This window comes from Pseudomonas sp. 3MAES_34.3B (assembly GCF_058145875.1).
This window is the reverse complement of the sequence record NZ_CM176960.1, coordinates 958363-977501: the sequence shown is the minus strand read 5'-3', so window position 1 is coordinate 977501 and position 19139 is coordinate 958363. Positions and strand designations below refer to the sequence as shown.

General features: G+C 63.7%; 20 protein-coding genes and 1 tRNA gene. 17 read left to right on the top strand and 4 right to left on the bottom strand.

Features of this window, described 5'->3' with window-relative positions; translation table 11 throughout:
• The first annotated feature begins 37 nt into the window (after positions 1-37).
• The 4 genes from AC3Z8Y_RS04360 to AC3Z8Y_RS04345 are packed head-to-tail and all read left to right on the top strand — an operon-like array spanning position 38 to position 3112.
• Positions 38-385, top strand: coding sequence for an ArsC family reductase (locus tag AC3Z8Y_RS04360; RefSeq protein WP_490088613.1), 348 nt, complete (start codon positions 38-40; stop codon positions 383-385).
• A gap of 33 nt (positions 386-418) precedes the next feature.
• A complete protein-coding gene (gene dapD, locus AC3Z8Y_RS04355; protein WP_490088612.1) occupies positions 419-1453 on the top strand; it encodes a 2,3,4,5-tetrahydropyridine-2,6-dicarboxylate N-succinyltransferase in 1035 nt (344 codons plus the stop codon).
• A gap of 52 nt (positions 1454-1505) precedes the next feature.
• Complete coding sequence (locus AC3Z8Y_RS04350) at positions 1506-2711, top strand: aminotransferase class V-fold PLP-dependent enzyme (protein ID WP_490088611.1); 1206 nt, start codon at positions 1506-1508, stop codon at positions 2709-2711.
• Positions 2708-3112, top strand: coding sequence for a SufE family protein (locus tag AC3Z8Y_RS04345; RefSeq protein WP_490088610.1), 405 nt, complete (start codon positions 2708-2710; stop codon positions 3110-3112). The genes AC3Z8Y_RS04350 and AC3Z8Y_RS04345 overlap by 4 nt, the downstream gene beginning before the upstream one ends.
• On the opposite strand, the gene tcdA is transcribed toward AC3Z8Y_RS04345, so the two are convergent.
• Positions 3093-3905, bottom strand: a complete 813-nt coding sequence (gene tcdA, locus AC3Z8Y_RS04340; RefSeq protein WP_490088609.1) for a tRNA cyclic N6-threonylcarbamoyladenosine(37) synthase TcdA — start codon at positions 3903-3905, stop codon at positions 3093-3095. The genes AC3Z8Y_RS04345 and tcdA overlap by 20 nt on opposite strands.
• A 134-nt stretch (positions 3906-4039) precedes the next feature.
• Between tcdA and AC3Z8Y_RS04335 the strand changes: the two genes are divergently transcribed.
• From AC3Z8Y_RS04335 to AC3Z8Y_RS04305, 7 genes are all read left to right on the top strand, one after another.
• A complete protein-coding gene (locus AC3Z8Y_RS04335; RefSeq protein WP_490088608.1) occupies positions 4040-6634 on the top strand; it encodes a glycosyltransferase in 2595 nt (864 codons plus the stop codon).
• A 70-nt stretch (positions 6635-6704) separates the two neighbouring features.
• Complete coding sequence (gene dapE / locus AC3Z8Y_RS04330) at positions 6705-7856, top strand: succinyl-diaminopimelate desuccinylase (RefSeq protein WP_490088607.1); 1152 nt, start codon at positions 6705-6707, stop codon at positions 7854-7856.
• The gene (locus AC3Z8Y_RS04325; RefSeq protein WP_490088606.1) at positions 7856-8689 is read left to right on the top strand and encodes a putative RNA methyltransferase; all 834 of its coding nucleotides are present in this window, start codon (positions 7856-7858) and stop codon (positions 8687-8689) included. The genes dapE and AC3Z8Y_RS04325 overlap by 1 nt, the downstream gene beginning before the upstream one ends.
• Positions 8690-8712: 23 nt before the next feature.
• Complete coding sequence (locus tag AC3Z8Y_RS04320; protein ID WP_490089928.1) at positions 8713-9087, top strand: hypothetical protein; 375 nt, start codon at positions 8713-8715, stop codon at positions 9085-9087.
• Positions 9088-9174: 87 nt separating this feature from the next.
• Positions 9175-11748, top strand: a complete 2574-nt coding sequence (gene plsB, locus AC3Z8Y_RS04315; protein ID WP_490088605.1) for a glycerol-3-phosphate 1-O-acyltransferase PlsB — start codon at positions 9175-9177, stop codon at positions 11746-11748.
• Between the two features lie 123 nt (positions 11749-11871).
• Entirely contained in the window at positions 11872-12264 is a 393-nt protein-coding gene (locus tag AC3Z8Y_RS04310) for a YbaY family lipoprotein (RefSeq protein WP_490088604.1), read from the top strand.
• A gap of 27 nt (positions 12265-12291) precedes the next feature.
• Entirely contained in the window at positions 12292-12978 is a 687-nt protein-coding gene (locus tag AC3Z8Y_RS04305; RefSeq protein ID WP_181118145.1) for a DUF4197 domain-containing protein, read from the top strand.
• A gap of 6 nt (positions 12979-12984) precedes the next feature.
• On the opposite strand, the gene AC3Z8Y_RS04300 is transcribed toward AC3Z8Y_RS04305, so the two are convergent.
• Positions 12985-13767: a class I SAM-dependent methyltransferase gene (locus tag AC3Z8Y_RS04300; protein ID WP_490088603.1), complete on the bottom strand. Its 783-nt coding sequence runs from the start codon at positions 13765-13767 to the stop codon at positions 12985-12987.
• Between the two features lie 93 nt (positions 13768-13860).
• Between AC3Z8Y_RS04300 and AC3Z8Y_RS04295 the strand changes: the two genes are divergently transcribed.
• From AC3Z8Y_RS04295 to AC3Z8Y_RS04275, 5 genes are all read left to right on the top strand, one after another.
• Entirely contained in the window at positions 13861-14493 is a 633-nt protein-coding gene (locus tag AC3Z8Y_RS04295) for an energy transducer TonB (protein ID WP_490088602.1), read from the top strand.
• Positions 14494-14569: 76 nt separating this feature from the next.
• On the top strand, positions 14570-14791 hold the full coding sequence (locus tag AC3Z8Y_RS04290) for a cysteine-rich CWC family protein (protein WP_490088601.1): 222 nt from the start codon (positions 14570-14572) through the stop codon (positions 14789-14791).
• The gene (locus AC3Z8Y_RS04285) at positions 14781-15488 is read left to right on the top strand and encodes a pseudouridine synthase (protein ID WP_490088600.1); all 708 of its coding nucleotides are present in this window, start codon (positions 14781-14783) and stop codon (positions 15486-15488) included. The genes AC3Z8Y_RS04290 and AC3Z8Y_RS04285 overlap by 11 nt, the downstream gene beginning before the upstream one ends.
• A 317-nt stretch (positions 15489-15805) precedes the next feature.
• The gene (locus tag AC3Z8Y_RS04280) at positions 15806-16684 is read left to right on the top strand and encodes an alpha/beta fold hydrolase (RefSeq protein WP_490088599.1); all 879 of its coding nucleotides are present in this window, start codon (positions 15806-15808) and stop codon (positions 16682-16684) included.
• Positions 16685-16811: 127 nt separating this feature from the next.
• Positions 16812-16885: transfer RNA gene (locus AC3Z8Y_RS04275), tRNA-Gly, on the top strand.
• Between the two features lie 226 nt (positions 16886-17111).
• Here AC3Z8Y_RS04275 and AC3Z8Y_RS04270 read toward each other — a convergent pair.
• A complete protein-coding gene (locus tag AC3Z8Y_RS04270) occupies positions 17112-17537 on the bottom strand; it encodes an HPF/RaiA family ribosome-associated protein (RefSeq protein ID WP_225775134.1) in 426 nt (141 codons plus the stop codon).
• A gap of 148 nt (positions 17538-17685) precedes the next feature.
• On the opposite strand from AC3Z8Y_RS04270, the gene AC3Z8Y_RS04265 reads away from it, so the two are divergent.
• Positions 17686-17904 carry a hypothetical protein gene (locus AC3Z8Y_RS04265; RefSeq protein ID WP_490088598.1) on the top strand — a complete coding sequence of 73 codons (219 nt, stop codon included), beginning with the start codon at positions 17686-17688 and terminating at the stop codon, positions 17902-17904.
• Here AC3Z8Y_RS04265 and AC3Z8Y_RS04260 read toward each other — a convergent pair.
• On the bottom strand, positions 17898-18986 hold the full coding sequence (locus tag AC3Z8Y_RS04260) for a glycerophosphodiester phosphodiesterase (RefSeq protein ID WP_490088597.1): 1089 nt from the start codon (positions 18984-18986) through the stop codon (positions 17898-17900). The genes AC3Z8Y_RS04265 and AC3Z8Y_RS04260 overlap by 7 nt on opposite strands.
• Between the last annotated feature and the right edge of the window lie 153 nt (positions 18987-19139).

Here is a 19139-nt window from a genome sequence, read left to right as displayed (position 1 = left end):
CACAGGCAGGGGCCCGCCGGGCCGCCGCTTCACGCACATGGCTTACACACTTTTCGGCATCAAGGCGTGCGACACCATGAAAAAGGCCCGCGGCTGGCTGGATGAACATGGCATCGCCTACAGCTTCCATGACTACAAGGCCCAAGGCATCGACCGCGAGCACCTGCAGCGCTGGTGCGAAGCCCATGGCTGGGAAACCGTGCTCAACCGCGCGGGTACCACCTTCCGCAAATTACCGGACACCGACAAGGCGGGCCTGGATCAGGCCAAAGCCATCGAGTTGATGCTGGCCCAGCCCTCGATGATCAAGCGTCCGGTACTCGACCTCGGCGACCGAACCCTCGTGGGTTTCAAGCCAGACCACTACGCAGCGGCCCTGAGCTGATCAGCCGGCCCTGCCCTTCAAGAGGAACACCGCATGTCTAGCACACTGTTCAGCCTGGCCTTTGGCGTTGGCACCCAGAACCGCCAGGGCACCTGGCTGGAAGTTTTCTACGCCCAGCCACTGGTTTCCCCATCCGAAGCGCTGGTCAATGCCATCAGTGGGCCGCTGGGCTACACCGGCGGCAACCAGGCAATCACTTTCAACAGCACCCAGGCTTCGCAACTGGCCGAAGCGCTGAAAGCGATCGACCCGGCCCAAGCTGCCCTGCTGACCCGCCTGGCCGAAAGCCAGAAGCCGCTGGTTGCCACGCTGCTGGCCGAGGACGCGGCGCTCACTTCCACGCCCGAGGCGTACCTCAAGCTGCACCTGCTGTCCCACCGCCTCGCACGGCCCCATGGCCTGAACCTGGCGGGTATCTTCCCGCTGCTGCCGAACGTCGCCTGGACCAGCCAGGGCGCTGTCGACCTCGCCGAACTCTCCGAGCGCCAGCTTGAAGCACGCCTGAAGGGCAAGCTGCTGGAAGTGTTCTCGGTGGACAAGTTCCCGAAGATGACCGACTACGTGGTGCCGGCCGGTGTACGCATCGCGGACTCGGCACGGGTACGCCTGGGCGCCTACATCGGCGAAGGCACCACCATCATGCACGAAGGCTTCGTGAACTTTAACGCTGGCACCGAAGGCCCGGGCATGATCGAAGGCCGTGTATCGGCCGGCGTATTCGTGGCCAAGGGTTCGGACCTGGGCGGCGGCTGCTCCACCATGGGTACCCTCTCCGGTGGCGGCAACATCGTGATCAAGGTAGGCGAAGGTTGCCTGATCGGCGCCAATGCCGGTATCGGCATTCCCTTGGGCGACCGCAACACCGTGGAAGCTGGCCTGTACATCACCGCCGGCACCAAGGTTGCGCTGCTCGATGAAGCCAACCAGTTGGTGAAAGTGGTGAAGGCACGCGAACTGGCGGGCCAGAACGACCTGTTGTTCCGCCGCAATTCCGAAACCGGCGCGGTCGAATGCAAGACGCACAAGTCGGCCATCGAGCTTAACGAAGCGTTGCACGCCCACAACTGATGACTGCGACCGGGGCGGCCAGATCCGCCGCCCCGGCGCCAGGGTCCCGAGCATGTCCGAGCCTTCTCCCTGGCGGGGGGATTTTCCCGCGGTCGCCGCGCTCGAGCGGCAACAGCAAACCTACCTGGACAGCGCCGCCACTTCGCAGAAGCCGCAGGCGATGCTGGATGCGCTGACCCACTATTACGCGCACGGTGCCGCCAACGTGCATCGCGCGCAACATTTGCCAGGCGCGCTCGCCACCCAGGCGTTCGAGGAGTGCCGCGAGAAGGTTGCGCAGTGGCTGCATGCCGGCGCGCCTGCCCAGGTGATCTTCACCCACGGCGCTACGTCGGCACTGAACCTGCTGGCCTACGGCCTGGAACACCTGATCGGCAGCGGTGACGAGATCGCCGTAAGCGCCTTGGAGCACCACGCGAACCTGCTGCCCTGGCAACAACTGGCCCTGCGCCGCAATGCCCGGCTGGTGGTGCTGCCCGCCGATGCCCAGGGGCGAATTGACCTCAACGAGGCCGGCGCGCTGATCGGGCCGCGCACGCGCATTCTGGCCGTTACTCAGCTGTCCAATGTACTGGGCACCCAGCAGCCGCTGGCTCCGTTGCTCGCCCTGGCGCGGCAGCATGGCGCGCTTTCGGTGGTCGATGGCGCGCAGGGCGTTGTGCATGGCCGCCAGAACGTCGCCACGCTGGGGTGCGACTTTTATGTATTTTCCAGCCACAAGCTTTACGGGCCCGACGGCGTGGGCGTGCTTTACGGTCGCAGTGAAGCGCTGGGCAGGCTGCAGCACTGGCAGTTCGGCGGGGAAATGGTGCACTTGGCCGATTACGACCAGGCCAGTTTTCACCCGGCGCCCCTGGGTTTTGAAGCAGGCACCCCACCCATTGCAGGCGTGATTGGCCTGGGGGCTACCTTGGACTGGCTCGCCTCACTGGACACAGAAGCCGTACTGGCCCACGAGCGAACGCTGCATCAGCAGTTGCTGCGTGGCCTGGGAGACCGTGAAGGCATTCGCGTGCTTGGCGCACCCGACACGGCCCTGGCCAGCTTTGTGGTGAGCGATGTGCACAACGGTGACCTTGCTCATCTGCTCACTGACCAGGGCATCGCGGTACGGGTGGGACACCATTGCGCAATGCCGCTGTTCAAGCGCCTTGGGCTCAATGGCGCGATCCGGGTGTCGCTGGCGATGTATAACAACTCAACCGACCTGCAGCGCTTTTTTGAAGCGCTGGACCGCGCCCTGGAGTTGCTGCGATGAACCTTTCTCCCGAAGCCGTCGAGGTGGCGGAGCGCTTTGCCGCCTGTGCCTCCTGGGAAGCCCGGGCGCGCTTGCTGATGCAGGAAGGCGACCGCCTGGCACCGCTGGCCCCGGAGGAGCGTAACGACGCCAACCGGGTTCACGGCTGCGAAAGCCAGGTATGGCTGGTGGGCGAACGGCAGGAAGGCACCTGGCAGTTCCGGGCCGCCACCGATGCACGATTGCTGCGCGGCTTGCTGGTACTTTTGCTGGTGCGGGCCAACGGCCTGGAGTCGCAAGCGTTGGCCGAGCTGGACCTCAGCCAGTGGTTTGCGAGCCTGGGGCTGCAACGCCAACTCACCCCGTCGCGCAGCAATGGGTTGAACGCGGTGCTGCAGCGCATCAAGGCGTTGGCTGTTTGATACCTGTTTCTGCCTTGGCCACCAGCTTGTCCACCACTCGGCTGGCGGCGACCATGCCGAAGGTAGCAGTCACCATCATTACCGCGCCAAAGCCACCGGCGCAGTCCAGCTTCACGCCCTCCCCCACGAACGCTTTGGTAGTGCACACGCTGCCGTCCGCGCCCGGATAGCGCAACTGCTCCGTGGAGAACACACAGGGCACGGCATAATTGCGTGAGGTATTGCGCGAGAAGCCGTAATCCTTGCGCAGCAACGAACGCACTTTCGAGGCAAGTGGGTCGTTCCAGGTACGGTTGAGGTCCACAATGCCAATCTGTGTAGGGTCTACCTGCCCACCGGCCCCACCCGTGGTCACGATTGGCAGCTTGCGCCGCTTGCACCAGGCAATCACCGCCGCCTTGGCGTTCACGCTGTCGATACAGTCCACGACGTAATCAAGCCGGTCGTTCAGGTATTCGGCCAGGTTTTCCTTCGTCACGAAATCCACCACCGCATGCACCGTGCACGCCGGGTTGATCGCCCGCAGCCGCTGCGCCAGCACTTCCACCTTGGGCTGGCCTACGTTGCCCTCCAGCGCATGGGATTGCCGGTTAGTGTTGCTCACGCACACGTCGTCCATGTCGAACAGGGATATCTCGCCTATCCCCGTGCGCGCCAGTGCTTCCGCCACCCACGACCCTACCCCACCCACGCCTACCACCGCCACGTGCGCTGCCTGCAACCGGGCCAGGCCCGCCGCGCCATACAGGCGGGCTACCCCGCCAAACCTTGGATCATCACTGCTCATTGCCATACCTCGTCAAGCGAGCGGCAATTATACGGCCAGTCGCGGCCGGGCGAAGCCAAAGCCGATATTCATCACCGTAGGGCAACTTTCGGCGCCGTCTGGTTTCAGCTGTTGAAGAACTGCAAGGACGTTGTCATCAAATGCCTACCCGCAAGTTGGGCCTGAACCTGGTCACGGTGATGGCGATTGCCGCACTGTTCATCGGGTGCTGGGCACTGATCAATCGGCCCGTATCAGCGCCAGACTGGCCAGACCGGATTTCGGGCTTCTCGTATTCCCCGTTTCGCCTGGGTCAGAACCCGCAGGCGGACAGTTACCCCAGCGATGAAGAGATCCGCCAGGACCTGGAGCAGCTCAGCCATTACACCGAAAGCGTGCGCACGTATTCGGTGGCCGGCAGCCAGGCGGACGTACCTCGCCTGGCCGACGAAGCAGGAATGCAGGTCACCCTGGGGATCTGGATCGGTAACGACCTGGCGCGCAACGAACAGGAGATCGCCACTGGCATCGAGCTCGCCACCCGGTACCGCAGCGTAGTGCGGGTGGTGGTGGGCAACGAGGCGCTGTTTCGTCAGGAGGTCACGCCCGAACAATTGATCGGCTATCTGGACCGGGTGCGTGCTGCTGTGAAGGTGCCAGTCACCACCTCGGAACAATGGCATATCTGGAATCACCACCCCGAGCTTGCCGCGCATGTGGACCTGATCGCCGCGCATATTCTGCCGTACTGGGAATTCGTGAAGATGGAAGATGCCGGCCGGTTTGTGCTGGAGCGCGCCCAGGAGTTACGCCAGCAATTCCCGAAAAAGCAGCTGTTGCTGTCCGAGGTCGGCTGGCCGAGCAACGGCCGCATGCGGGGCGGGGCAGATGCCAGCCAGGCAGATCAGGCGATCTACCTGCGCAAGTTGGTGAACACCCTCAACCGCCGCGGCTATGACTACTTCGTGATCGAAGCCTACGACCAGCCCTGGAAAGCCAGCGATGAAGGCGCGGTTGGCGCGTACTGGGGTGTGTTCAACGCGGCGCGGCAACCCAAGTTCAATTTTACCGGGCCGGTGGTGGCCATTCCCCAATGGCGCCTGCTGGCCACCGCTTCTGCCGTGCTGGCCCTGGTGGCCCTGGCTTTGCTGCTTATCGACGGCTCTGCCCTACGCAACCGCGGCCGTGCCTTCCTGACGTTCATCGCGTTCTTGTGCGGTTCGGTGCTGGTATGGATCGCCTACGACTACAGCCAGCAGTACAGCACCTGGTTCAGCCTGACCGTTGGCTGCCTGCTGGCGCTGGGCGTAATGGGCGTGGCGACCGTGTTGCTGACTGAAGCCCATGAGCTGGCCGAAGCGGTATGGACACGCAAGCGGCGGCGCTCGTTCGAGCCGGTGACCGGCAATGAGGCCTATCGCCCCAAGGTGTCGATCCACGTGCCGTGCTACAACGAGCCGCCAGCCATGGTGAACGCCACCCTCGACGCGCTGGCCGCCCTGGATTACCCCGACTTCGAAGTGCTGGTGATCGATAACAACACCGAAGACCCTGCCGTGTGGCAGCCAGTGGCCGCCCGTTGCGCCGCGCTCGGGCCGCGGTTCCGGTTCTTCCATGTGGCCCCGCTGGGGGGCTTCAAGGGCGGCGCGCTGAACTACCTGCTGGCCCAGACCGCGAGCGACGCCGAAGTGGTGGCGGTGATCGACTCGGACTACTGCGTGGACAGCAGCTGGCTCAAACACATGGTGCCGCACTTCGCAGACCCGCGAATCGCGATCGTGCAAAGCCCGCAGGATTACCGTGACCACCACGACAGCCTGTTCAAGCAGCTGTGCCATCTGGAGTATCAAGGGTTTTTCCAGATCGGCATGATTACCCGCAACGATCGGGACGCGATCATCCAGCACGGCACCATGACCCTCACCAGGCGCAGCGTGCTGGAGCGCCTGGGCTGGGCCAAATGGTGCATCTGCGAGGATGCCGAGCTGGGCCTGCGGGTGTTCGAGGAGGGGTTGTCCGCCGCGTACCATCCCCACAGCTATGGCAAGGGCCTGATGCCCGACACCTTCAGCGCCTTCAAGAAACAGCGCGTACGCTGGGCCTACGGCGCCGTGCAGATCCTCAAGCGTCATGCGCGGGCGCTGTTGCTGGGCCGTGAAGGCCATCTGAGCCGGGGCCAGCGCTATCACTTCGTGGCCGGTTGGCTGCCGTGGATCGCCGACGGCATGAACATCTTCTTCACCTTCGGCGCCTTGCTGTGGTCCGGTGCGATGATCATCGTGCCCAACCGTGTGGAACCACCACTGCTGGTGTTCGCCATTCCGCCGCTGGCGCTGTTCGCCTTCAAGGTGGGTAAGCTACTGTTCCTGTACCGCCGCGCAATGGGCTTGCCGCTGCGCCGCGGGCTGTGCGCGGCGGTGGCCGGGCTGGCGCTGTCGCACACCATCGGCAAGGCGGTGCTGTATGGGCTGTTCACCAAAAGCATGCCGTTCGTGCGCACCCCCAAGCTCGCCCAGGTGCATGGCGTGAGCATGGCCCTGAGTGAGGCCCGTGAAGAACTTTACGTGCTGGTACTGCTGTGGGGCGCGGCCATTGGCATTTGCCTGGCCCAGGGGTTGCCCAATTCAGATGCCCGCTGGTGGCTGGTGATGTTGCTGGTGCAATCGCTGCCGTACCTGTCTGCGGTGGGAATGGCGGTGATCTCGGCCGCGCCACGGCTGCGGCGGGCAGCGAAGGTGGCGATGGGCGACGCCTGAGCGGGCGCGCCCCGCAGGCATTTTTGCTTTACCATACGCAGCCTTTTTACCGCCTTGCCCGGAGTGACCCATGACGGCCGCCGCTGATCTTTCGCCCACCCTTGCCCTGGCCTGCGAGCTGATCCGGCGCCCTTCGATCACCCCGCTGGACGCCGACTGCCAAGGCATGATGATGCAGCGGCTGGCGGCTGCCGGCTTTGCGCTCGAGCCCATGCGTATCGAAGACGTGGATAACTTCTGGGCGCGCCACGGCCAGCAGGACGGCCCGGTACTGTGCTTCGCCGGCCATACCGACGTGGTGCCCACCGGCCCCGCCGAAGACTGGCAGCACAAACCGTTCGATGCCCTGATCGACGCCGATGGCATGCTGTGTGGCCGCGGCGCCGCCGACATGAAGGGCAGCCTGGCCGCGATGGTGGTGGCTGCGGAGCGGTTCGTGAAGGATTACCCCGATCACCGCGGCGCGCTCACGTTCCTGATCACCAGCGATGAGGAAGGCCCTGCGCACCATGGTACCAAGGCTGTGGTAGAGCGGTTGCGCGCCCGCAATGAACGGTTGGACTGGTGCATTGTGGGTGAGCCATCCAGCACCACGCTGGTAGGCGACGTCGTGAAGAACGGCCGCCGCGGTTCGCTCGGGGCCACCCTGAAGGTACGCGGCAAGCAGGGCCACGTGGCCTACCCGCACCTGGCGCGCAACCCCATCCACCTGGCGGCGCCGGCATTGGCCGAACTTACCAGCGAGCACTGGGACAACGGCAACGCGTTCTTCCCGCCCACCAGCTTCCAGATCTCCAACATCAACGGCGGCACCGGGGCCACCAACGTTATCCCGGGTGAGCTGACCGTAGTGTTCAACTTCCGCTTCTCCACCGAGAGCACGGTTGAAGACCTGCAGCAGCGCGTAAGCGCCATCCTCGACAAGCATGGGCTGGACTGGCACATCGACTGGGCGTTGTCCGGCTTGCCGTTCCTCACCCAGCCCGGCGACTTGCTGAGCGCGGTGGCAAGCGCAATCAAGGACGTCACTGGCCGCGATACCCAGCCGTCCACCAGCGGCGGCACCAGTGATGGCCGCTTCATCGCCACACTGGGCACTCAGGTGGTAGAGCTCGGGCCTGTGAACGCCACTATTCACCAGGTGGACGAGCGCGTGCTGGCCAGCGACCTGGACCTGCTCACCGACATCTACTACCACACCCTCGTGAAGCTGCTCGCCTGATGCTGACCTGCCCGCTGTGCTCCGCCCCGCTTTCGGCCGCCGACAACGGTGTGGCCTGCCCTGCCGGCCACCGGTTCGACCGCGCGCGCCAGGGTTACTTGAACCTGCTGCCCGTGCAGCACAAGAACAGCCGGGCGCCAGGTGATAACCAGGCCATGGTCGATGCCCGCCGGAGCTTTCTTGATGAGGGCCACTATGCGCCCGTTGCCGCGCGGCTGGCTGAACTAGCCCGCGAGCGACAGCCGAAGCATTGGCTGGATATCGGCTGTGGCGAGGGCTACTACACCGCTCAGTTGGCCGAGGCCCTTGCGCGTGCCGGAGGCTATGCGCTGGATATTTCCCGCGAGGCCGTCAAGCGTGCCTGCCGCCGCGCCCCGCAGGTAACGTGGCTGGTGGCGAGCATGGCCCGCGTGCCACTCGCTTCGGCCTCCTGTGATTTCATTGCCAGTGTGTTCAGCCCGCTGGACTGGCAGGAAGCCCACCGCCTGCTGCGCCCGGGCGGCGGGCTGATGAAAGTGGGGCCCACCCGCGACCACCTGATGGAATTGCGCGAGCAACTGTACGATGAAGTGCGCGAATACGTGGACGACAAGCACCTGGCCCTGGCACCAGAAGGCATGGTGCTCGCCCACTCCGAGGTATTGACCTACCGGTTGCGCTTGATCGCCGGTGACAGCCGCGCCAACCTGCTGGCGATGACGCCCCATGGCTGGCGGGCGAGCGCCGAGCGTCGCACCGCCTTGATCGAGCGCCCCGGCCCGTTCGTGGTAACGGTCGCCATGCGATACGATTATTTTGTCAATGAGCGCGGCGCTGCCCCGGCAGCCCCATGAGCCTTCACACCAGCGAGCCGAGCATGCAGCAACCGGATATCGAGATTTACCTCAAGGACGCCGACGTGAACCACAAGGCGATCACCGCCTGGCTGACCGAAGCGCTGGGCCCTTGCACCGCCTGGGCGCAGAAGGGCCAGGTGTGGAAATGCCAGGCCGGTAACATCCCAGTGACTTGGGTGCCCATGGCCGTGGGCAAATGGAACAGCCTCTTCCTGGAAAGCGACCGCACCCCCTGGGCCGACGACCTGGCCTGCGCCCGCGCCGCCCATGCCGCCCTTGGCGTGGAAGTGCGCTGCGCTCCGGGTGGCTGGGTGGAAGAGGAAGGCGAGGAAGACGCCGACCGCTGGATTCGGGTGAGTGCCGAGGGCGAGCAGGAAATTACCTGGCGGACCTGATTGCGTATCCCATCGGGATACGGGGCGCATGAGGCATTCCTGCCGTGATCTGTCACACTAGGCGCTCGTTAACCTGAGCCTGCCCGAATGTCCTCCTCTGTATTGCACCGCGTCGTATCCAGTGCACTGCGTCGGATCCTTTACCTGTGGGTCCGTTCGGAAACCATCAATACCAATGTGGGCGCCGGCCTGGACCGCAGCCGCCCTATTGTGTATGTGCTGGAAAGCCCTGCCGCGACAGACCTTGCCGTAGTCGACCACGAATGCAAACGCCTCGGGTTGCCGCGGCCGGTATTGCCCGTTGCGCTTGGCACAACGGTGGAGTCCAAGGCGCATTTCTACCTTACGCCGGCCGCCGACTGGCTGGGCCGACAGGATAAGCGCGGAGCCCCACCTACGCTGCAGCGGCTAGTCACCGCCGGCGCCGGCAACCCGGGCGAAGACGCCTTGATCGTTCCGGTAAGCGTGTTCTGGGGGCTGTCGCCGGACAGCGAATCCAGCCCCTGGAAGCTGTTGTTCGCTGACAGCTGGGCGGTTACAGGGCGCCTGCGCCGGCTGGTCACGGTACTGATCCTGGGCCGTAAAACCCGCGTGCAATTCGCCCCGGCCGTCTCCCTGCGTACCCTGGTAGATGCGGGAAAAGGCCCGGAGCGGACGGTGCGCATGGCCCAGCGCCTGCTGCGGGTTCACTTCCGCCAGCAAAAAGCCGCGGTGATCGGCCCGGATATCTCCCACCGCCGCCACCTGGTCAAGGGCTTGATCCACGCCCCGCTGGTGCGCGAGGCCATTGCCGAAGAGGCCGCCCGGGAGAAGATGACCCTGGAACGCGCCGAAGCCCAGGCACTGCGCTACGGCAACGAAATCGCTTCGGATTACACCTACACCGCTATCCGCTTCCTGGAAGTGGTGCTCAGCTGGTTCTGGAACAAGATCTACGACGGCATCAAGGTCAGCCAGATCCAGCAGGTGCAGGAAGTGGCGCCCGGGCACGAAGTGATCTATGTGCCGTGCCATCGCAGCCACATCGACTACCTGTTGCTTTCGTACCTGTTGTTCCGCAACGGCCTCACCCCGCCGCATATCGCCGCGGGCATCAACCTGAACATGCCGGTCATCGGCAGCCTGCTGCGCCGCGGTGGTGCGTTCTTCATGCGCCGCACGTTCAAGGGCAACCCCCTTTATACCGCCGTGTTCAACGAATACCTCCACACCCTGTTCACCAAAGGGTTCCCGGTCGAGTACTTCGTGGAAGGCGGGCGTTCGCGCACCGGCCGGATGCTGCGGCCTAAAACGGGCATGCTGGCGATCACCCTGCGCAGCTACCTGCGCTCATCGCGCACGCCCATTGTGTTCGTGCCGGTGTATATCGGCTATGAGCGTGTTCTGGAGGGCAGGACCTACCTGGGCGAGCTTCGCGGGGCCAGCAAGAAGAAAGAGTCGCTGTTCGACATCTTCAAAGTGCTGGGCGCGCTCAAGCAGCGCTTTGGCCAGGTGTCGGTGAACTTCGGGCCACCGATCAAACTCACCGAATTCCTCGACGCTCAACAGCCCGGTTGGCGGGCGGAACCCGCAGCCGCCGACTTCAAGCCCGACTGGCTCAACCCCGTCACTAATCGCCTGGGCGAGCGAGTAGCGTGCAGCATCAACGAAGCCGCCGCCATCAACCCGGCAAACCTGGTGGCACTGGCGCTGCTGTCCACCACCCGGCAGGCGCTGGACGAAACCGCGCTGGTGCGCGTGCTGAACCTGTTCCTCGGCTTGCTGCGCTCGGTGCCCTACTCGCCTTACACCACCTTGCCGGAGGGCGATGGCCAAGCGCTGATCGACCACGTTAAGGGCATGGGGCTAGTGGCCGAGCAAACCGACGCTTTGGGCCGCATTTTGTACCTCAACGAGCAGAACGCCGTGCTCATGACGTACTACCGCAACAACGTGCTGCATGTGTTCGCGCTGCCGGCACTGCTCGCCAGCCTGTTCCACAGTTCGGCGCGGATCAGCCGCGAACAGGTGCTGCGCTTCGCCAGGGCCCTCTACCCCTACCTGCGCGCCGAGCTGTTCATTCGCTGGTCGGTAGAGGAGTTGGATGCAGTGATGGACCAGTGGCTGGAAGCCTTCGTCAGCCACGGCCTGCTGCGTCACGAAGCTGGCACGTACCTGCGCCCGGCACCGAGTTCGCGGCAGTTCGTGTTGCTAACCCTGCTGGCGCGTGGCATCACTCAAACCCTGCAGCGCTTCTACATGGCTATCGCACTGTTGCTCAACCACGGCCAGTACGGGCTTACCGCCGAAGCACTGGAAGACCTGGCCACGGTGATGGCGCAGCGGCTGTCTATCCTGCATGGCCTGAACGCGCCCGAGTTCTTCGATAAAACGCTGTTCCGCCACTTCATCCAGGCGTTGGTGGACACCGGCGTGGTTCATCGCAATGAAGAAGGCAAGCTGGGCTATCAGGAAGGCCTGGGCGAGCTGGCCGAAGGCGCGGCCAAGCGCGTGTTGTCGGCAGAGGTGCGCTTGTCCATTCGCCAAGTGACCTTGCATCGCAACGAAGATCTGGCAGTGGAAGGCACGGGCGCCGTGCCCGAAGCGCTGCTGGCAGATGCCCCTGAGGAGATTGCGCCCGATCAACTCCACGCCAGCGACGAGAAACGCAACGACACGTAAGCGTGCAGCGGGCGGTGCAATGCCGCCCGCTTCGGACCCGCTTCGGACCCGCTTCGGACGTTCCCTCGCTGCGCCCCTGGGCGGGATCCGTTACAGTGCCCCGATACTTTTTTGGAGCTGCCTGTGAAAACCCTCGCCGCCTTGTTCGTTTCCCTGTTACTCGCCGGTTGCCATCACTGGCCAGCCGCCTCTGTGCTCAAGGGCGAAGCCTTTTACCTTCAGCGCATCGCCTTGCCGCCCACGGCTGTATTGAGCGTTACCCTGGCTGACGTGTCGCTGGCTGACGCGCCGGCCCGGCCATTGGCCCGGTATACCGGCGCCGCGGGGGCGCAGGTGCCCATCTCCTTTGAATTGAGCTACGATCGTGGCCTTGTTGCCCCCGGGCACCGCTATGCTTTGACTGCACGCATCGAGGCGGCCGGAGAGCTGCTATGGATCAATACCCAGGCGTACCCCGTGGCACTCGATGGCAGCGACGCGCAGCCGCTGCGCATCAAGCTCGATCCGGTCCGTTGACCCTTCCACCGCCCATAAGGTGCCGCCATGTTCCGTAGATCCGCCTCTCTCGTTACCCTCTTCGCCGGCGCGCTGCTGGCTGTTCAGGCGTCGGCGCTGTCCCTCAGCGACCTGTCCCAGGCCGATGCCAGTGGTGGCTTGAAAGACGCCCTCAGCCAGGGCGCCCAGATCGCCGTGAAGCAATTGGGCACGCCCGGTGGTTTCAGCAGCAACCCGCAGGTGCGCATCGAGCTGCCGGGCAAGCTGGGCAAAGCCAGCAAAATGCTCAAGCAGTTTGGCCTGGGCCCGCAGGTGGAGGCGCTGGAAACCGGCATGAACACCGCCGCCGAAGCCGCAGTGCCCCAGGCGCAGGCGATTCTGGTGGATGCGGTGAAGCAAATGACCGTCGCCGATGCCAAGGGCATTCTTGCCGGTGGCAACAATTCGGCCACCCAATACCTGGACAAAACCAGCCGGGAGCAGATCCGCGCCAAGTTCCTGCCCATCGTGAAGCAGAACACCGACCGCATCGGCCTGGCGCAGAAATTCAACGCGGTCGCCGGCCAGGCCGCAACCCTGGGCGCGGACCCCAAGGTGAGCAGCATCGAAGGCTACGTCACCGACAAGGCGCTGGATGGCCTGTTCGAGGTGATTGCCAGCCAGGAACAGAACCTGCGCAAGAACCCTGCCGGCGCGGCTACCAGCCTGGCGAAGAAGGTGTTCGGCAGCCTCTAGGGGCTGTCAGGGCTTGAGGGATTTGCGGGCATAAATGTCGTAACGGCTCGACTTGCCTTCGAGAGTAAACGAAGGCGCAGGGCCTTCGATCGGCGGCGCCTTGCGCGGGCGCTTCACCGTCACCCGGTGGGTAGCCAGCGCCAGGGCCGCTTCGAGCAAGGCCGGCGCGTCCAGGTCGTCGCCCACCAAGGGGCGGAACAGGCGCATTTCCTTCTTCACCAGCGCGCTCTTCTCCCGATGGGGGAACATCGGGTCCAGATACACCACCTGGGGCGTATCACCTTGCCAGCTTCGCATCAGCTCGATCGCATTGCCGTGGTGCAGGGTCATGCGGGCAACGATCGCAGCCACCTCGGCGTCACTACGGGCGCGCTCCAGGCCATCGCGCAGTAGCTGGGCGATGATGGGCTGGCGCTCGATCAGGTCCATGCGGCAGCCCAGGGTCGCCAGCACGAAGGCATCCTGGCCCAGCCCTGCCGTGGCATCGAGCACATGGGGGCGCACCCCTGGCTGCAAGCCCGCAGCCTTGGCGATCATTTGCCCGCTGCCGCCGCCGAACTGCCGCCGGTGCGCCGCGCCGCCCTGTAGAAAATCGACCCACACCGGCCCGGGAGCATCGGCGCCCAACTGTTGCAGCTGCACGCCGGCGGGCCCTACCTGCAAGGCAAATTCCGGATCATCCAGGGCCAGCGGCAGCCCGAGGGTGGCGGCCAGGGCCTTTGCAGCGGAAACGTAGGCCTCGCCCAACGCGGTAACCTGGATGCGGCATGCCGCCTGTCGCTCTTGCATGGGGTGTACTCGAAAGGGTTAAATCTTTGCCGCTGGCGGCCGATAGTCACTGTGTCCGGTATTTTGCCAGAGCCACGCAGCCCACTGAACGCCATGACCGATCTGATTTCCCCACCTGTTGGTTATTTGTCTCCGGTTGGCAACTACAGCCGGCGCAATACCCAGACCCTGGGCGGGGTGAGTCACCTGTGGCAGGATTTTTTCGCCAGCGCGTTGAAGGCTGAAGGCGAAGCCGCAGAAGCCGTGGACGGCGAAGGCGCTCCCCTACCGCTTCCCGTGCCTGCCTCCGCCGAGAGTCAGGGAGCAGCGGCCACCGAATGGCTGGGCCAGGTACACGAACAACGCGAGTGCGAAATCGCCGATACGGTGGTCGAGCCGCCCAAGCCGCTGTTCCTGCCGATCGCCGAATTCGATACCGACCTGCTGCCGCCAGCCAACGTGCCGTACCCGCTCGAAGAAGTTCAGGCCATGCAGTACGAGCTGGACCTGGACATGGGTTGGCGGCGCCCGTTGGTCATGGCCAATGGCAAGCCGGCGCCCGAACCCGGCCCGGCACCAAAACCGCGCGCGCTGTACTTGCCCATCGCGGAATTCGACGCCGACCTGCTGCCGCCGCCGAACGTACCGTTCGACGAACAGACCGTCATTCATCAGCAGCGCGAGTTCGACTTCGATACCGGCTGGGCGCGGCCGATCGTGTTGCAAAACCTGCGCGTCACCGCCTGAGCCCCAGCCGTTCCGTAAAAGGCCGGCTGTGCGACAATAGCGTTATTGCTCCACGTCGCTACCTCTCGAGACTGCCATGACGGACCCTTCCACCTGCCCCGCCTGCGGCGCGGCCAATGCCTGTGCAATGGCAACCGGCAATGCCACGGATTGCTGGTGCTTCGGCGTTACGGTCAACCCAGGCGCCGTAGCGGCGCTGCCTGAAGCGGCGCGTGGCACGGTATGCCTGTGCAAGCGGTGCGCCACGGCCTCGCTGGAAAACCGCGCAGTACCGCCCGAGGCTGGCGATGCGGATTGACCGCTTTGTCACCAACCTGCCAGGGTTCACTCGCCAGCAGGCGCGCCTTGCCCTGGCCCTTGGCGAAGTGTTGGTCGACGGCCAGCCCGTACTGGACCCTTGCCTGGATATTCGCCCGTTCAATAGCGTCACGGTGCGCGGCGAGCGGGTGCAGCCGGGCTACCCCGCGCGGTACCTGATGCTGCACAAGCCGGCCGGTTGTGTGAGCGCCACCTCCGACCCTGAACACCGAACCGTGCTTGATCTGTTGCCTGATGATGAGCGCGCCGACCTGCACCTTGCCGGCCGCCTGGACTACAACACCACAGGCTTGATGCTGCTCACCAATGATGGGCAATGGTCGCGGCGGCTTACCCAGCCCGACAGCAAGCTGCCAAAGCTCTATTACGTGGAAACCGAACAGCCGATCGAAGCGCACTACGCCGAGGTGTTTGCCGCAGGCCTGTATTTCGCGTACGAAAACCTCACCACCCGCCCGGCGCAATTGACAGTGCTGGGCTCGCGCCAGGCACACCTGACGTTGGTGGAGGGGCGCTATCACCAGGTGAAGCGCATGTTCGGGCATTTCCAGAACAAAGTGACGCGCCTGCATCGCCTGGCCGTGGGCCCACTGGCCCTGGACCCTACCCTCCAACCCGGCGAATCCCGGCCCTTGACGCCCGCAGAGCTCGAAAGCCTGTCCGCGTCGCCCGCCTGAAGTCACATTTGCACGCTACCGCTCGGCTGAAAACTTCACCGCCGGGCCCGAATCGCTTTGCGGCACAGGGCAATGCCTGCTTGACTGCACCTCAGGCGGTCACCGGCTGACCGGCCAGTATTGGTTGTCTCTCCTAGAAATACCCACCGATTGCCATGCGCCGGCACTTCTCGCGCTATCGGTCCTGCCCTCCATAACAACAGCCGTCGGCTACTTGACCGACCTGGGCCCCTTTCAAAGGCAATTGCCTACCTGTCATGAACCCCGTGCAAAGTCGATTGCGCGAGTACCCGTTTCTTTGCCAGGAGTCGACGACTATGAGGCCAGAAATCGCTGTATTGGATATCCAAGGACAGTACCGGGTTTACACGGAATTTTATCGCGCGGATGCCGACGCGCCGACGATTATCCTTATCAACGGTTCGTTGGCCACTACCGCCTCCTTCGCCCAGACCGTGCGCAGTTTGCAGCCCTACATGAACGTGGTGCTGTATGACCAACCGTATGCAGGGCGCTCACAACCCCACAATACGTTTGATCGGCTGATCAGCAAGGAAGATGAAAGCCATATATTGCTCGAGCTTATCTACCATTTTCATGCCGAACACCTCATGTCGTTTTCCTGGGGTGGTGCCTGCGCCTTGTTGGCGCTGGCGCACAGGCCTGCGTCCATCGAGCGCGCGGTTATCAGTTCGTTCTCGCCCAGGGTGAACGGTGCGATGCGTGATTATCTCGAGCGCGGTACGCAGCATCTTCAAAGTTGCGCACGCAGCGAACTGGGCATGCTCATCAACGAAACCATCGGTAAGCACTTGCCTTCACTGTTCAAGCGCTTCAACCACAAATACGTGTGCGGCCTGGCCGAGCATGAATACCTTCAAATGGACCGGCATGTTACGGAAGTGCTGGCGCATAACCTGGGGGACGCGCTGTATCGCGCACGCGAAATCAAGGCACCGGTGATGTTCCTCAACGGCGAGCTGGATGAATACACCACGGTGGAAGATGCCAGACTGTTCGCTGACCATGTACCGCGCTGCAGCTTCCGCGCGATCGCCGATGCGGGGCACTTCCTTGATATGGAACACAAGCATGCCTGCGAAGCGACCCGCACCGCGCTACTGGATTTCCTGTGCGCCAGGCCGCAACGCCAGAGCATGTTCGCCCAACCGGAAGGCCGAGTGCTGGCGCTTTAGCCAGCCTCACCGCCTTTGAAACACGCCCAAGTGCCCGCCCCGGGAGGGGCCGCGCGGGCCGTTTCGCTGCGCGGGTAAAAAAGAAGTTCTTTTTTCGAAGGCTTTCTGGTAAAAAGTACAGCCTCAAGCGGGTGTAGTTTAGTGGTAGAACGGTAGCTTCCCAAGCTCTAGGTGAGGGTTCGATTCCCTCCACCCGCTCCAGATTTTCCCTTCCTTATTTTTCCTTTCGATTGTTGTGGCCATTTCGACCCATGACATTTGTTCCAAGCTAACTGCATCCCAAGAATCGTTCTCTTGGAACATGCTGTGCTGGTTGCGACAGCGACGCTGTGGGGCGGGCGAAGCACGCGTATTATCTACTATCGCCATTCGCGAGCTCACGCCCGCTTCCTACAGATGGCCGCTGTCGCTCATCGCAATACCGCGGTTACTCCTTCCCAGCCGCCTCAAGCTTGGCCAGGAATTCATCTTCCAGCATCGCGTCCACTTCCGCCGAGGAATCTTCCTGCACTTCGGGTGCGGTGATTTGGCCGGTGGACAGCACGGGCTCGTCCAGGCGCCCCATCAGGTGTTCCAGGGCGTGGCACATCTTGTCGGCGGCACCTTGCACTGCCAAGTCCAGGGCTTCGGCCTTGTGGGTAACGGAGATAGGCGAGTGCCCCTTGGGCCGTGCTTCAATCTGGCAGCGCTTGTCCTGCGCGCCCGCCTTGTCGGCGTTTTCGTCGCTGACGTGGATTTCCACTCGGGTCAGGAAATCGTCGAACCGTTCCAGGGCGTCTTCAACCGTACTGCCTACCCAATCGTGCAGACCTACGCCGGCGGTGACCTGGTTGCTGTTGACCTGTACCTGCATGGGTGTTCTCCAGTGTTATTGCAAAGGCTTGTTACCCTTAGAGGTACACCACAGGGCGATCGGTTCCCTTGGGGTGGCAGGCGTACTGCTGGAGGCCGACGGCACCAACCTGCGCGCAGGGAGTCTGTACTTCGAGGCCGAAGGAGTAATGACAATGCCGGATTCGCTGCATCACGCACTGGAGAAGATCTACGAGAATCAGGTCGCGCTGACTGCGGCCATCGAGGAACTGGCGCTGTGGATCGAGGTACGCGGTGACGATGCCGCCACCGCGGGAAGCGTGCGAGATGCCCTCGATACCCTCGAACGCAATGCCGAGCCGCTCGGCCGCTGGATCGCCGAACTGCACGGCATTTCGGGTCAGTAACCTTCGGCGGAGAGGATGTCCTGCACCGAGCGGTCAGCAGGGCGGCCATCGAACTTCAACAGCTCAGCGGCTCGGTTGGTGAACACGCCGTCCACGCCCGCTTTTTTCACCTTTTCGAAGTCCACTGGGTCGTCCACGGTGTACACGTGTACCAGCAGCCCCTTGGCATGGGTGAGCTTGTTCATCCACGGCTGCACCAAGTCCATGTAGCTTTGGTCGCCACCATGGGTAAGGGCTGCGGAAGGGCCGGTCGCCACCGCACCCTGCGCCTTGGCAAAGTCCACCCACTTGGCGAACTCTTCCTTGCTCGCCGGGCGCTGGCTGGCGTAGTACGCCGCTTTATCCTTCATCCCGGAGTCGGCGAAGGCCACCTTGGATTCCGGTTCGATGCTCCCCTCGCCTACCCACAGCAACAGCACCTTGGGCACCTTTGGCATTTCCTTGGCCAGCAGTTCCAGGCTGGCTTTCTCGAAGGTTTGCAGCACTACGCGATGGCCGGGCGCGACTTCTCCGGCAGGCGTAAGCCAGCCACGCGAGATGAGTTTGGCCTTGAGGTCTGCCTCGATCCCCGGGTAAAGATTGGGCACCTTGGTTTCGATATACAGGCCGGTGCGGTGGTTGGGGTCGGCGTCGGCGATGTCGATGATTTCATCGAGGGTCATCACCTTGGCCCCTGCAAACCCCGCTCGCCCCCGCTCGGGGTAGGCCACATTGAACCAGCTGCCGGCATCCAGCTCGCGTAATTCGGAAAGGGTGAAGGCGCTGATGGGCCGCTCGCGGCGCTCCGGAAAACGCGCCGCCACGTCGGTGGTGCGCAGCAAGGTATCGTCGTGGAACGCCACAAGCTGGCCATCGCTGGTGCGTTGCAGGTCCATCTCCAGGTAATCCGCGCCCAGGTCCCTCGCAGCCAGATAAGCCGGCCGAGTGGATTCTGGCGCGTCATAGCTGGCGCCGCGATGGGCGATTACGGCAGGCCAGGCAATACCCGCCTTTTTAGCCAACGCCTCGGGCGATGGCGCTGCGGCAAACGCCGACGGCGCGGCGAGCGCCAGGCATAACACTGCAGTGGTCCACTGGTGCATTGCGACCCTCTTCACAGGCTTCCCCTTTTCCACAGTTGAAGGTTGAACGCAGCATAGCGCAGCGGCCCTGCAGGCAAGATGACAGTCGCGACAGCGAACCGCACGCCCACGACATGGCCAAAACCGTGAACGCAGACACCAACGTGATACAGT